General features: G+C 37.3%; 5 protein-coding genes. 2 read left to right on the top strand and 3 right to left on the bottom strand.

All coding sequences use genetic code 11. The features are described 5' to 3' along the window. Nucleotides 1–50: 50 nt before the first annotated feature. From OLM53_RS14850 to OLM53_RS14815, 3 genes are read right to left on the bottom strand one after another with little or no spacing between them, the layout of a single operon-like run. On the bottom strand, nt 51–167 hold the full coding sequence (locus OLM53_RS14850) for a hypothetical protein (RefSeq protein ID WP_413614263.1): 117 nt from the start codon (nt 165–167) through the stop codon (nt 51–53). A 38-nt stretch (nt 168–205) separates the two neighbouring features. Continuing rightward, nucleotides 206–1,363, bottom strand: coding sequence for a hypothetical protein (locus OLM53_RS00005; RefSeq protein ID WP_413614250.1), 1,158 nt, complete (start codon nt 1,361–1,363; stop codon nt 206–208). 2 nt (nt 1,364–1,365) lie between these two features. Then, a complete protein-coding gene (locus tag OLM53_RS14815; RefSeq protein ID WP_264521004.1) occupies nt 1,366–1,851 on the bottom strand; it encodes a SixA phosphatase family protein in 486 nt (161 codons plus the stop codon). Nucleotides 1,852–2,492: 641 nt separating this feature from the next. Here OLM53_RS14815 and OLM53_RS14810 point away from each other — a divergent pair. Then, nucleotides 2,493–3,110, top strand: a complete 618-nt coding sequence (locus OLM53_RS14810) for a hypothetical protein (RefSeq protein WP_264521003.1) — start codon at nt 2,493–2,495, stop codon at nt 3,108–3,110. 22 nt (nt 3,111–3,132) lie between these two features. Next, on the top strand, nt 3,133–15,993 hold the full coding sequence (locus OLM53_RS14805) for a gliding motility-associated C-terminal domain-containing protein (RefSeq protein WP_264521002.1): 12,861 nt from the start codon (nt 3,133–3,135) through the stop codon (nt 15,991–15,993). The last annotated feature ends 48 nt before the right edge of the window (nt 15,994–16,041 follow it).

Below are 16,041 nucleotides of genomic sequence, written 5' to 3'. Positions count from 1 at the left end.
TCAATCAAGCATATTTTACTGTTGCTCTTTTAGGCCTTTGATACCGAAAATTAGTTCAATTCCTTCTTGTTGCATTTGCTCTGCTTAGGAAATATTAATGCTTCATCAAAGCGGGCTTGGAGTTCGATTTGCACAGTAACTTTCTTTCCGTTTTTGGCAGCATTGATAAGCGAACTAACTATTTGAGAGTTTTTGGCCTAAACGATTATATCGTTTTTTTTTTTGATGTTACTGTTGGGTCTAAAGCCGCTTCTCTCAAGAATTTTATTAGATAAGAAAATGACTGAAATGGAGCATTAACTAAGTAATCTTTTTGAGCAATCCGATTTAAAATACTACCATCTAGAGATAAGCCTTCGACAGGCAATGGTACTCTTGGTGGATACAACAAATCATATCTTCCTAGGTTAGGAAAGTTCATATAATCACGACGATTATGGTAACGTCCTCCAGGAATAACACCATCTGAAGCATCGATTCCCATTTTGGAAAGGAAAAATTTTAACGTGTCTTTATCAATAGATTGATCGTAAACAAAACGCACAGGCTCTCCAATTCTTCTATCTTTTACAGAAGTAGCAATTTTTTCCAGCATGCTTTTACTCATGTCACTATCAATATCTAGCTGGGCATCACGAGTAATTTTTATCATATGCGCCGAAATACTTTCGTAATCAAAAATATTAAAAATGCTACTTAGATTGTATCGAATAACATCGTCTAACAACATTAAATATTGTTTCCCATCTTTAGCTGGAAGCTCCACTACTCTATTGGTGTTTTTTGGGATTTCGATAATGGCATAACGTACTTCAGATTTGGTTTTAACCAAGCCTAACATCTTAGGTTTTTGCTCAGTTCTCATTACTAACTTAATGGCCAAATATCCTGAAGTGTCTTTAAGTAATGGGAATTCGGCTAAATCATTAAGAATGATGGTAACTAATTCTGGGCTGATTTTTTGGATGAAGAAATTTTTAATAAAATGCTCATGTTCCGTTGAGACTTCCTTTTCGTTTATGATAATGATATTTTGTTTAACCAACTCTTTTTCAATCTTATTGAGTACTTGCAAACTTTCTGATTGTTGCTTAATCACAATTTCAGTAATATCTTTAACCAATTGTTGCGCAGAAATTCCACCAAGTATTTTCTCTCCGGAAACCCCTGTCAAACTCAAACGGCGAATAGCGGCAAATCTAACCCTAAAAAATTCATCCAAATTATTTGAAAAAATACCTATGAAACGAAGTCTCTCTAGTAATGGAACTGTCTCATCGGCAGCCTCTTGTAATACTCTATCATTAAATGCTAACCAACTTTTTTCTCTATCTATATATCGAAAACCTATTTCTGTATTCATACTTATTTTAAATCTCTTGGAAAAATAATTTTTTTGGTAATTCCGTTACTAATTTCTTTCCATCTATCCTGCTCAAATATAATGTTTACAAACCCAGAAGTTGAAACATTATCAGTAAAAATATTTCCAAATTTATTGACAAAATTGGTAATCGCTTCGTTATGACCAAAAACGATTAAATGATCGTATTCATCAGAACATGATTTGATAATTTGCTCCAATTTTCTTTCATCGAAAGTATATAAGTCTTCTTTAAATTGTATGCTTTCAACAGGAAAGGATATGTTTTGGGCAAAAATTATTGCCGTTTCTGAGGCTCTTTTTGAAGCACTACTCCAAACTAAAAAAGTTTTTGGTACAAGATTACTAACGTGCGAAGAAACCAAATGAGCATCTTGAATACCATTACTGGTTAACGGTCTATCATAATCGCGAAGCGACGTTTCCCAACTTGATTTGGCATGACGAACCAGTATTAATTGTTTCATGAATAAGACTCCTTAGTTTTGAGTGTATAAATTTAAGGTATTAATGTTTATTATGAAATAATATCGATAAGATAAGTTTAGGTTTTTGATTCATTCTATACTTAATCGCAAAACAAGAAAGTAATTAGCTTATCAAAAATCTTACATTAACAAAAATAATGAATAATGATTTTTCTATAAAAAAAGTTAAAAAATCAAAAATGTTATAAACACAATGTTGTTAATTATTTTTGTAGTCTTTTTCTATTTAAATATGTTAAAAAATGCACTTTATCTATAAAATAACGCATTTTATCGATGTTTTTTTTGGTGATTAAAATAAAACTATCTACTTTCGAACTGTAAAACAATATAAAATTATAAAATAGAACCCTTAAAACCCCAAATGAAATGTCAAAAATCAAAGAAAAAACAAGAGTAAACCTAGAACTGAGGCTTTAAAAACAAAGAAAAATGTCTTTTAAACGAGTTTTTGTGTTGTTTGTAGAAAAATTTGGGTGCATTGATAGTTTAGTATATAATTTAGCACACGAATAGTATGACCCAAAATAACTATTAACCTTTATGCCTACTTCTAAACAACTTCACGCCCGAAATTATTTCGTAATTTTTTTGTAAAATTATTTTCAAAAACTAATTGTATGAAAACAAATAGCCCAAATGTATTATTTAACCATCAAACAAATCTACCGTTTGAAAAAACAAGTCAAGTCATGAAACAAAAACTATTATTACTGTTAATGTTAGTTTCATTTTGTTCTGGAGTCTTTGCCCAACAGGGTTTGAGAGCTAGTCAAGATGGAACCGTCGTTGTAACAGAGTTGAATTCATTACTAGCATCAGCAAGAACTTCGGGTACAGCTCGTATTGCAAGTTCTGGTACTAGTGCCGTTAATATTCAGCGTCTGAACGATCTGGTAACTCAAGTTCAATCCTCTACCTATTTTTATCAAGGTGTTGTGAAGACTTATGGAGATGCTCCTACTAATCTCTACACGGATGCAAGTTCGTTAGGTCAAGTAAACAATTCAATTACTGAAAAACAGAATATTGAAATTGTAACTATTTTAATCAATACCACAAGTGAATTAAATTCAGTTATTGATTTAGCTGCCTTTTCAAATTTTCCTAATTTGAAATACATCTATTTTATATCAAACATCAATACTACTAGTAATGTTATTTCTAGTCATATTGGAAATTATGATAGTAGATTTAGTATATTTTATAAAGTAGATAAAGGTGATAGAAATCAATAAGAAATTGATAAAAAGAGAATATATGAAAAATTTATACTTCAACTCAATCGTAAAAAAACTTAAGCAATTAGTTGTATTGTTTGCTATCCTTTTTGGGTTTTCAACAACAATTAATGCTCAAGCTAAAAAAGTATTTACCCAAAGAACCTCACAGTTTAGTCCAACTAAAAAGATTTACAATGTGAAAGGTGATTTCACCATGTTTGGGAATACTTGTTTGACTCCACAGAATTACTCTGCAACTCAAAACAATAATAACCAATCTATGGTTTATGTTGACACAGATGGTGACTCTAGCACTTTTAATTCATCATCTTCAACATTAGAAATTGCTTCTGAAAATGGATCTGTTCCCTCATGTTCAACCATAGTGTTTGCAGGGTTATATTGGACCGGAGCTGGTTCTCCAAACCAAACTTTTAATGTAACTAAAAATAGTGTAACTAAAACTTTTAATAAAAGAGTAGTTAAACTTAAAGGGCCAACTGCTAGTTCATACACTGACATTACAGCTGCTGCTGGTGATATTTATTATCCTTCAGGGACTGAAGATAATATTTACGCTGCCTATGCAGAAGTTACTGATTATGTAAGACAGAATGGTATAGGTAAATATACTGTTGCTGATATGGCTCTTTTAGAAGGAGGTCAAACTAGTGGAACTGGTTTCTCTGGTGGATGGGGAATGATAGTTATTTATCAAAACTCAAAAATGAAATGGAGAGATGTAACTATTTTTGATGGTTATTATTATGTTGATGCTGGAAACTCATCTGCAGGTTTAGAGTTACCTGTTTCAGGTTTTAATACTGTACAATCTGGTAACGTAGGTATGAAAATTGGATTTATGGCCAGTGAAGGTGATGTTGGGTATACAGGAGATTACTTCAAAATACAAAAACTTGCTAGCAACACTTACACCACATTAAGTAGAAATGCAAATGGTGTGGTACCAAGTCCAGATAATTTTTTCAATTCATCTATAACTGCCCCAGGCACGAGAAATCCTAACTTGGTAAATAATACAGGTATTGATATTGGTATTGTTAATATACCTAATACAAACAATAGTATTATTGGGAATAGTCAAACGGCAACAAAATTCTTGTATGGTACAAATGGGGATACCTATTCTATTTATACAATTGCAATGTCTGTTGATGCCTATATCCCAGAAGTTGAAGGTGTAATCACTGCCACAACTATCAATGGTTCACCAGCGGTTCAACCTTACACAATATTACCAGGTCAAGAAGCTGGTTATAGTGTAGATATAAAAAACATTGGTACAGAGGCAATAAATAATTATAAATTAATTATTCCTATTCCGTTTAATGCAACTTATGTTGCAGGAAGTGCTGCAGGTACAATATTTAGTCCACAAACAACTCCAACACCAAATAATATTTCATTTAATCCTAGTTTAGGAGCAACTGGATCCATTGTTTGGGATTTTGGAACTTTAGTTTTACCAGCAAATCCTAGCTCTTTATTAGCTAGATTAACATTCAAATTAAAATCTACAACAGATTGTGCTATTTTAAGCAACGCTACTTGTGGAAGTAATATGGGTGTTGTTGGAAATTCTACAGGTATTGGTAATACTACAAATGTAGCTTTGAATAATTCCAATTTGATTCAAGGGTATACTGTAAATGGTAGTTGTGCTGGCGAACCAATTGCAACTCCAATTAATACAGCTATTAATGGTACAAGTTATGTACAACAAAACTGTCCAAATACTGATTATACAAGACATTTTTCATACTGTAGTACTAGTACTAGTGTAGGAACTTCTGAAATTGCTTCAAATTTTCCAGTAGGATCATTATTTTATAATTCTTTCCCAGTAACTGTAAATTCTATTCAATATACAGATGCTAATCCTATTCCACTGGTAGCTGGTTCAACTGTTACTTATTATGCAGTTCCTTCTGGTGGCGGAAATGGATGTAACTTCCCTTTTACTATTACTAAATGTCCAGTAATTGTTGCACAAAACGATACTATTGCTGGTGGTAATGGAACTACAGGAAATCCAAATGCTGGAAACGTTTTAAACAATAACGGTAATGGTTCAGATACCTTGAATGGTGTTCAAGCAACTATTTCACAAGTTAATATTACAGTTACCACTCCTGCAACTCCAATTGGCGGAAATCCAGTTCCTGTTATTGATACAAATACAGGTCAAATTTCTGTACCTCCTGGAACTCCTGCTGGAACTTATACTATAGTATATAACTTATGTGAAAAATTAAATCCAACTACAAATTGTGACCCTGCTACTGTAACAATAACAGTAACTAAACCTATTATTGATGCAGTGAATGATGCTGGTGCTCCTATTGTTGGTGCTTCAGGTGGTCAATCATTAGCTAATGTATTAGTTAACGATACCCTTAATGGTGCTCCTGCTAGTTTAGCTTCTGTAAATTTAACACAAGTTTCAACTACAAATGCTGGTGTTACTCTTAACCCTGCTAACGGTTCGGTGAATGTGGCTCCTGGTACTCCATCTGGTTCATACACAGTTACATATCAAATATGTGAAAAAATAAATCCAACTAATTGTGATACGGCAACGGTTACCGTTTCTGTTACAAATGCTGTAATTGATGCTGTAAATGATGCTGGTACTTCTATCGTTGGTGCTTCAGGTGGTCAATCATTATCTAATGTATTAGTTAACGATACCCTTAATGGCGCACCTGCTACTTTAGCTTTAGTGAACTTAACACAAGTTTCAACTACAAATAGTGGCGTTACCCTTAACACTGCTAACGGCTCAGTAAATGTAGCTCCAGGAACTCCTTCTGGTTCGTATATTCTTACTTATCAAATTTGTGAAAAATTAAATACAACCAATTGTGATACAGCTACTGTTACTGTTTCTGTTACTAACGCTGTAATTGATGCTGTAAATGATATAGGTACTTCTATTGTTGGTGCTACTGGTGGTCAATCATTTCCATATGTATTGGTTAATGACACTCTAAATGGTGGTCCTGCTAATCTAGGTAATATCAATCTTACTCAGGTTGCAACAACTAATCCTGGAGTAACCCTTAATCCTGCTATTGGTTCAGTAAACGTAGCTCCAGGAACTCCTTCTGGTTCTTATATCCTTACTTATCAAATTTGTGAAAAATTAAATCCAACGAATTGTGATACAGCTACTGTAACTGTTTTAGTAACTAATGCTGTAATAGATGCTGTGAATGACAATGGTTCACCAATAAATGGTTTAACTGGTGGTCAGTCTTTAGCTAATGTATTAGTTAATGATACTCTTAATGGTAACCCTGCAACTTTAGCAACTATTAACTTAACTCAAGTTTCTACAACTAACTCTGGTGTTACTCTTAATCCAGTAAATGGTTCTGTGAATGTAACTCCCGGAACTCCAGCTGGTTCATACACAGTTACCTATCAAATTTGTGAAAAATTAAATCCAACGAATTGTGATACAGCTACTGTTTCTGTTTCTGTTTCAGCTGCTCAAATCATCGCTAATGATGATGCGGGTACTCCTGTAAATGGTTTAACTGGTGGTACGGCTTTCACTAACGTGTTGGTTAACGATACTCTTAACGGTGTGCCGGTTTTAGCTTCGCAAGTAAATACTACTTTCGTATCTTCTACTAATCCTGGAATTACGCTTTCAGGTACTAACGTACTTGTAGCTCCTGGAACACCTGCTGGTTCTTATACTTTGGTTTACCAAATCTGTGAAATCTTAAATCCAACGAATTGTGATACAGCTACTGTTTCTGTTTCTGTTTCAGCTGCTCAAATCATCGCTAATGATGATGCGGGTACTCCTATAAATGGTTTAACTGGTGGTACGGCTTTCACTAACGTGTTGGTTAACGATACTCTTAACGGTGTGCCGGTTTTAGCTTCGCAAGTAAATACTACTTTCGTGTCTTCTACTAATCCTGGAATTACGCTTTCTGGTACTAACGTGCTAGTTGCGCTTGGAACACCTGCTGGTTCTTATACTTTAGTTTACCAAATCTGTGAAATCTTAAATCCAACGAATTGTGATACGGCTACTGTTTCTGTTTCTGTTTCAGCTGCTCAAATCATCGCTAATGATGATGCGGGTACTCCTGTAAATGGTTTAACTGGTGGTACTGCTTTCACTAACGTATTGGTTAACGATACTCTTAACGGTGTGCCTGTTTTAGCTTCGCAAGTAAATACTACTTTCGTGTCTTCTACTAATCCTGGAATTACGCTTTCTGGTACTAACGTGCTAGTTGCGCCTGGAACACCTGCTGGTTCTTATACTTTAGTTTACCAAATCTGTGAAATCTTAAATCCAACGAATTGTGATACGGCTACTGTTTCTGTTTCTGTTTCAGCTGCTCAAATCATCGCTAATGATGATGCGGGTACTCCTGTAAATGGTTTAACTGGTGGTACTGCTTTCACTAACGTGTTGGTTAACGATGCTCTTAACGGTGTGCCGGTTTTAGCTTCGCAAGTAAATACTACTTTCGTATCTTCTACTAATCCTGGAATTACGCTTTCTGGTACTGATGTACTTGTAGCTCCTGGAACACCTGCTGGTTCTTATACTTTGGTTTACCAAATCTGTGAAATCTTAAATCCAACGAATTGTGATACAGCTACAGTTACTGTTACGGTAACACATGCTCAAATCATCGCTAATGATGATGCGGGTACTCCTGTAAATGGTTTAACTGGTGGTACGGCTTTCACTAACGTGTTGGTTAACGATACTCTTAACGGTGTGCCGGTTTTAGCTTCGCAAGTAAATACTACTTTCGTGTCTTCTACTAATCCTGGAATTACGCTTTCTGGTACTGATGTACTAGTAGCTCCTGGAACACCTGCTGGTTCTTATACTTTGGTTTACCAAATCTGTGAAATCTTAAATCCAACGAATTGTGATACAGCTACAGTTACTGTTACGGTAACACATGCTCAAATCATCGCTAATGATGATGCGGGTACTCCTGTAAATGGTTTAACTGGTGGTACGGCTTTCACTAACGTGTTGGTTAACGATACTCTTAACGGTGTGCCGGTTTTAGCTTCGCAAGTAAATACTACTTTCGTGTCTTCTACTAATCCTGGAATTACGCTTTCTGGTACTGATGTACTAGTAGCTCCTGGAACACCTGCTGGTTCTTATACTTTGGTTTACCAAATCTGTGAAATCTTAAATCCAACGAATTGTGATACAGCTACTGTTTCTGTTTCTGTTTCAGCTGCTCAAATCATCGCTAATGATGATGCGGGTACTCCTGTAAATGGTTTAACTGGTGGTACGGCTTTCACTAACGTGTTGGTTAACGATACTCTTAACGGTGTGCCGGTTTTAGCTTCGCAAGTAAATACTACTTTCGTATCTTCTACTAATCCTGGAATTACGCTTTCTGGTACTGATGTACTTGTAGCTCCTGGAACACCTGCTGGTTCTTATACTTTGGTTTACCAAATCTGTGAAATCTTAAATCCAACGAATTGTGATACAGCTACTGTTTCTGTTGCTGTTGGTGCTGCTGCAATTGAAGCTATAGATGACAACTATCTAACTGTTCAATGTTCTAGCGTTGGTTTAATTGGAAATATCTTAACAAATGATACTTTAAACAGTACTGTTGGTTTATCAACCAATGAAGTAAATCTGACTGTACTAAGTGGAAGTTACAATAATTTGAATATTGATACTACTGGAAATGTAAATTTAACTAGTATTGGAAGTTGTGGATCGTATACTTTTACTTATAGAATATGTGAGATCTTAAATCCAAATAATTGTGATGAAGCTACTGTAACTGTTGTTATTCAAGATTTAATTGCTCCTACTTTCACTGCCCCTGCGAATACTGAAATATTCACAACAGCTGATTGTACTTTCGATGCATCGGTAGCTCTAACTGGTGATGTAACTAATGAGGCTGACAACTGTTCGTCTGATTTACAAGCTACATTTACTGATAGTGTGGCTAACGGTCAATGTGCTGGTTCTAAAATAATTACTCGTACTTGGACTCTTGTGGATGCTTGTGGTAATGCTGCGGCTCCTCAAACTCAAACGATCACAGTAACAGATAACATTGCTCCTACTTTCACTACTGCAGCTACAAATATAGTTGTACAATGTAATGGTTCTGGTAATACAGATGAGCTACAAGCATGGTTGAATTCAAATGGTGGAGCTATTGCATCTGATAATTGTTCAAATGTAACTTGGACTAATAATTTCAATGCTATCTCCAACAATTGTTCAGCCGCTGTAACAGTAATATTTACTGCTACTGATGCTTGCAACAATTCATCTACATCTTCAGCTACATTTACAATACATGATACTGTAGCACCTACTTTCACTGCCCCTGCGAATACTGAAATATTCACAACGGCTGATTGTACTTTCGATGCGTCTGTAGCTCTAACTGGTGATGTAACTAATGAGGCTGACAACTGTTCGTCTGATTTACAAGCTATATTTACTGATAGTGTGACTAACGGTCAATGTGCTGGTTCAAAAATAATTACTCGTACTTGGACTCTTGTGGATGCTTGTGGTAATGCTGCGGCTCCTCAAACTCAAACGATCACAGTAACAGATAACATTGCTCCTACTTTCACTGCCCCTGCGAATACTGAAATATTCACAACGGCTGATTGTACTTTCGATGCATCGGTAGCTCTAACTGGTAATGTAACTAATGAGGCTGACAACTGTTCGTCTGATTTACAAGCTACATTTACTGATAGTGTGGCTAACGGTCAATGTGCTGGTTCTAAAATAATTACTCGTACTTGGACTCTTGTGGATGCTTGTGGTAATGCTGCGGCTCCTCAAACTCAAACGATCACAGTAACAGATAACATTGCACCTACTTTCACTGCCCCTGCGAATACTGAAATATTCACAACGGCTGATTGTACTTTCGATGCATCGGTAGCTCTAACTGGTGATGTAACTAATGAGGCTGACAACTGTTCGTCTGATTTACAAGCTACATTTACTGATAGTGTGGCTAACGGTCAATGTGCTGGTTCGAAAATAATTACTCGTACTTGGACTCTTGTGGATGCTTGTGGTAATGCTGCGGCTCCTCAAACTCAAACGATCACAGTAACAGATAACATTGCTCCTACTTTCACTGCCCCTGCGAATACTGAAATATTCACAACGGCTGATTGTACTTTCGATGCATCGGTAGCTCTAACTGGTGATGTAACTAATGAGGCCGACAACTGTTCGTCTGATTTACAAGCTACATTTACTGATAGTGTGGCTAACGGTCAATGTGCTGGTTCTAAAATAATTACTCGTACTTGGACTCTTGTGGATGCTTGTGGTAATGCTGCGGCTCCTCAAACTCAAACGATCACGGTAACAGATAACATTGCTCCTACTTTCACTGCCCCTGCGAATACTGAAATATTCACAACAGCTGATTGTACTTTCGATGCATCGGTAGCTCTAACTGGTGATGTAACTAATGAGGCTGACAACTGTTCGTCTGATTTACAAGCTACATTTACTGATAGTGTGGCTAACGGTCAATGTGCTGGTTCTAAAATAATTACTCGTACTTGGACTCTTGTGGATGCGTGTGGTAATGCTGCGGCTCCTCAAACTCAAACGATCACAGTAACAGATAACATTGCTCCTACTTTCACTGCGCCAGCGAATACTGAAATATTCACAACGGCTGATTGTACTTTCGATGCTTCGGTAGCTCTAACTGGTGATGTAACTAATGAGGCTGACAACTGTTCGTCTGATTTACAAGCTACATTTACTGATAGTGTGGCTAACGGTCAATGTGCTGGTTCAAAAATAATTACTCGTACTTGGACTCTTGTGGATGCTTGTGGTAATGCTGCGGCTCCTCAAACTCAAACGATCACAGTAACAGATAACATTGCTCCTACTTTCACTGCCCCTGCGAATACTGAAATATTCACAACGGCTGATTGTACTTTCGATGCATCGGTAGCTCTAACTGGTGATGTAACTAATGAGGCCGACAACTGTTCGTCTGATTTACAAGCTACATTTACTGATAGTGTGGCTAACGGTCAATGTGCTGGTTCTAAAATAATTACTCGTACTTGGACTCTTGTGGATGCTTGTGGTAATGCTGCGGCTCCTCAAACTCAAACGATCACAGTAACAGATAACATTGCTCCTACTTTCACTACTGCAGCTACAAATATAGTTGTACAATGTAATGGTTCTGGTAATACAGATGAGCTACAAGCATGGTTGAATTCAAATGGTGGAGCTATTGCATCTGATAATTGTTCAAATGTAACTTGGACTAATAATTTCAATGCTATCTCCAACAATTGTTCAGCCGCTGTAACAGTAATATTTACTGCTACTGATGCTTGCAACAATTCATCTACATCTTCAGCTACATTTACAATACATGATACTGTAGCACCTACTTTCACTGCCCCTGCGAATACTGAAATATTCACAACGGCTGATTGTACTTTCGATGCGTCTGTAGCTCTAACTGGTGATGTAACTAATGAGGCTGACAACTGTTCGTCTGATTTACAAGCTATATTTACTGATAGTGTGACTAACGGTCAATGTGCTGGTTCAAAAATAATTACTCGTACTTGGACTCTTGTGGATGCTTGTGGTAATGCTGCGGCTCCTCAAACTCAAACGATCACAGTAACAGATAACATTGCTCCTACTTTCACTGCCCCTGCGAATACTGAAATATTCACAACGGCTGATTGTACTTTCGATGCATCGGTAGCTCTAACTGGTGATGTAACTAATGAGGCTGACAACTGTTCGTCTGATTTACAAGCTACATTTACTGATAGTGTGGCTAACGGTCAATGTGCTGGTTCTAAAATAATTACTCGTACTTGGACTCTTGTGGATGCTTGTGGTAATGCTGCGGCTCCTCAAACTCAAACGATCACAGTAACAGATAACATTGCACCTACTTTCACTGCCCCTGCGAATACTGAAATATTCACAACGGCTGATTGTACTTTCGATGCATCGGTAGCTCTAACTGGTGATGTAACTAATGAGGCTGACAACTGTTCGTCTGATTTACAAGCTACATTTACTGATAGTGTGGCTAACGGTCAATGTGCTGGTTCTAAAATAATTACTCGTACTTGGACTCTTGTGGATGCTTGTGGTAATGCTGCGGCTCCTCAAACTCAAACGATCACAGTAACAGATAACATTGCACCTACTTTCACTGCCCCTGCGAATACTGAAATATTCACAACGGCTGATTGTACTTTCGATGCGTCTGTAGCTCTAACTGGTGATGTAACTAATGAGGCTGACAACTGTTCGTCTGATTTACAAGCTACATTTACTGATAGTGTGACTAACGGTCAATGTGCTGGTTCGAAAATAATTACTCGTACTTGGACTCTTGTGGATGCGTGTGGTAATGCTGCGGCTCCTCAAACTCAAACCATCACGGTAACCGATAACATTGCTCCTACTTTCACTGCCCCTGCGAATACTGAAATATTCACAACAGCTGATTGTACTTTCGATGCATCGGTAGCTCTAACTGGTGATGTAACTAATGAGGCTGACAACTGTTCGTCTGATTTACAAGCTACATTTACTGATAGTGTGGCTAACGGTCAATGTGCTGGTTCTAAAATAATTACTCGTACTTGGACTCTTGTGGATGCGTGTGGTAATGCTGCGGCTCCTCAAACTCAAACGATCACAGTAACCGATAACATTGCTCCTACTTTCACTGCGCCAGCGAATACTGAAATATTCACAACGGCTGATTGTACTTTCGATGCTTCGGTAGCTCTAACTGGTGATGTAACTAATGAGGCTGACAACTGTTCGTCTGATTTACAAGCTACATTTACTGATAGTGTGGCTAACGGTCAATGTGCTGGTTCAAAAATAATTACTCGTACTTGGACTCTTGTGGATGCTTGTGGTAATGCTGCGGCTCCTCAAACTCAAACGATCACAGTAACAGATAACATTGCTCCTACTTTCACTGCCCCTGCGAATACTGAAATATTCACAACGGCTGATTGTACTTTCGATGCATCGGTAGCTCTAACTGGTGATGTAACTAATGAGGCCGACAACTGTTCGTCTGATTTACAAGCTACATTTACTGATAGTGTGGCTAACGGTCAATGTGCTGGTTCTAAAATAATTACTCGTACTTGGACTCTTGTGGATGCTTGTGGTAATGCTGCGGCTCCTCAAACTCAAACGATCACAGTAACAGATAACATTGCTCCTACTTTCACTACTGCAGCTACAAATATAGTTGTACAATGTAATGGTTCTGGTAATACAGATGAGCTACAAGCATGGTTGAATTCAAATGGTGGAGCTATTGCATCTGATAATTGTTCAAATGTAACTTGGACTAATAATTTCAATGCTATCTCCAACAATTGTTCAGCCGCTGTAACAGTAATATTTACTGCTACTGATGCTTGCAACAATTCATCTACATCTTCAGCTACATTTACAATACATGATACTGTAGCACCTACTTTCACTGCCCCTGCGAATACTGAAATATTCACAACGGCTGATTGTACTTTCGATGCGTCTGTAGCTCTAACTGGTGATGTAACTAATGAGGCTGACAACTGTTCGTCTGATTTACAAGCTATATTTACTGATAGTGTGACTAACGGTCAATGTGCTGGTTCAAAAATAATTACTCGTACTTGGACTCTTGTGGATGCTTGTGGTAATGCTGCGGCTCCTCAAACTCAAACGATCACAGTAACAGATAACATTGCTCCTACTTTCACTGCCCCTGCGAATACTGAAATATTCACAACGGCTGATTGTACTTTCGATGCATCGGTAGCTCTAACTGGTGATGTAACTAATGAGGCCGACAACTGTTCGTCTGATTTACAAGCTACATTTACTGATAGTGTGGCTAACGGTCAATGTGCTGGTTCTAAAATAATTACTCGTACTTGGACTCTTGTGGATGCGTGTGGTAATGCTGCGGCTCCTCAAACTCAAACGATCACGGTAACAGATAACATTGCTCCTACTTTCACTGCCCCTGCGAATACTGAAATATTCACAACGGCTGATTGTACTTTCGATGCATCGGTAGCTCTAACTGGTGATGTAACTAATGAGGCCGACAACTGTTCGTCTGATTTACAAGCTACATTTACTGATAGTGTGGCTAACGGTCAATGTGCTGGTTCTAAAATAATTACTCGTACTTGGACTCTTGTGGATGCTTGTGGTAATGCTGCGGCTCCTCAAACTCAAACGATCACGGTAACAGATAACATTGCTCCTACTTTCACTGCCCCTGCGAATACTGAAATATTCACAACAGCTGATTGTACTTTCGATGCATCGGTAGCTCTAACTGGTGATGTAACTAATGAGGCTGACAACTGTTCGTCTGATTTACAAGCTACATTTACTGATAGTGTGGCTAACGGTCAATGTGCTGGTTCTAAAATAATTACTCGTACTTGGACTCTTGTGGATGCGTGTGGTAATGCTGCGGCTCCTCAAACTCAAACGATCACAGTAACAGATAACATTGCGCCTGTAGCTCCTGCAGCTCCAGCTCCAATATTTGCAACTTGTAGTGGTGAAGTTCCTGCTATGATATCACTTACAGCTATGGATAATTGTACTGGTGCTATAACTGTACTAGGAGTTGATACTACTGTTCCTGGACTTTGTCCAAATTCATTCACTGTAACTAGAAAATGGACTTTTGTTGATGCTTGTGGTAACACATCTTCAACATCACAAACGATTAGTGTTAATGATACTATTCCTCCAACGTTCGATCAAAGTGCTCCAGCAAATGTAGCTGCATCTTGTGATAACATTCCAGCTCCTGCAGTTATAACAGCGAGTGATAATTGTGGAACGGCAACTGTGAATATGATTCAAACTGTATTACAAGGAAGTTGTCCATCTAATTATAAAATAATAAGAACTTGGGTAGCTACCGATGCTTGTGGAAATGAGAATCCAATTCGTTTAACTCAAGAAATTGATGTAACTGACAAAACTGGTCCGCAATTGATACCTGTAATTCCTGTTAAAATACCTGCAACTTGTAATAATATCCCAAGTGCTCCAGTATTAACTGCTTCAGACTTTACAGATAATTGTTCAGCAGTTGAACAACCAACGTTCACTCAAACACAATCTCAACCAATAAATGGTGTTTACACTATTACATGGACATGGATAGTGCGTGATGCTTGTGGAAACGAAACTCAAATTATTAGATTTGTTACCGTAACACAAGTAGCTGATGTAACGAATATAAACGTAACTAATGAGATTTGTAATGACCAAATTGGAGTTACAACTGATTTAGCCACTTATTTACCTACTGGAACTCCAACAACTGGAACATGGGTAAACGAGAATAATGTTGGTAGTTTAAACGGTTCAGTTCTTAATGCAGAAGGTGTAGCTGATGGTACTTATACATTCTCATATAATATTCAAACAGGTACTTGTCCTCAAAAAATAAATATAGTTGTACCGATTAAAGAATGTGGTGTTGTTTTACCTTGTGAAAACATAAAAATACATAATGCAATTACACCAAATGGTGATGGACTGAATGAGTTCTTTGATATTGAACATATTGAAGATTTCGGGTGTTATCCAACCAATAAGGTTGAAATTTACAACCGTTGGGGAGTATTAGTATATGAAGCAGACAACTATGATAACAGTTCTAAGAAATTCATTGGTATCTCTGAAGGAAGAGCAACTGTAAGCAAATCTCAAGAATTGCCAACTGGAACGTATTTCTATATTGTACAGTGGACAACATCGGATGGACAAACTGTTAATAAAGACGGATACTTATACCTTACTAGATAAAAAACCCTACTAATTCCTGAGGGTTGAAAAACCCTCAGGATAAAAAAT

Source organism: Flavobacterium sp. N1994, from assembly GCF_025947145.1.
In the GTDB taxonomy this organism is placed as follows: domain Bacteria; phylum Bacteroidota; class Bacteroidia; order Flavobacteriales; family Flavobacteriaceae; genus Flavobacterium.
This window is presented reverse-complemented; position numbering and strand designations above follow the sequence as displayed.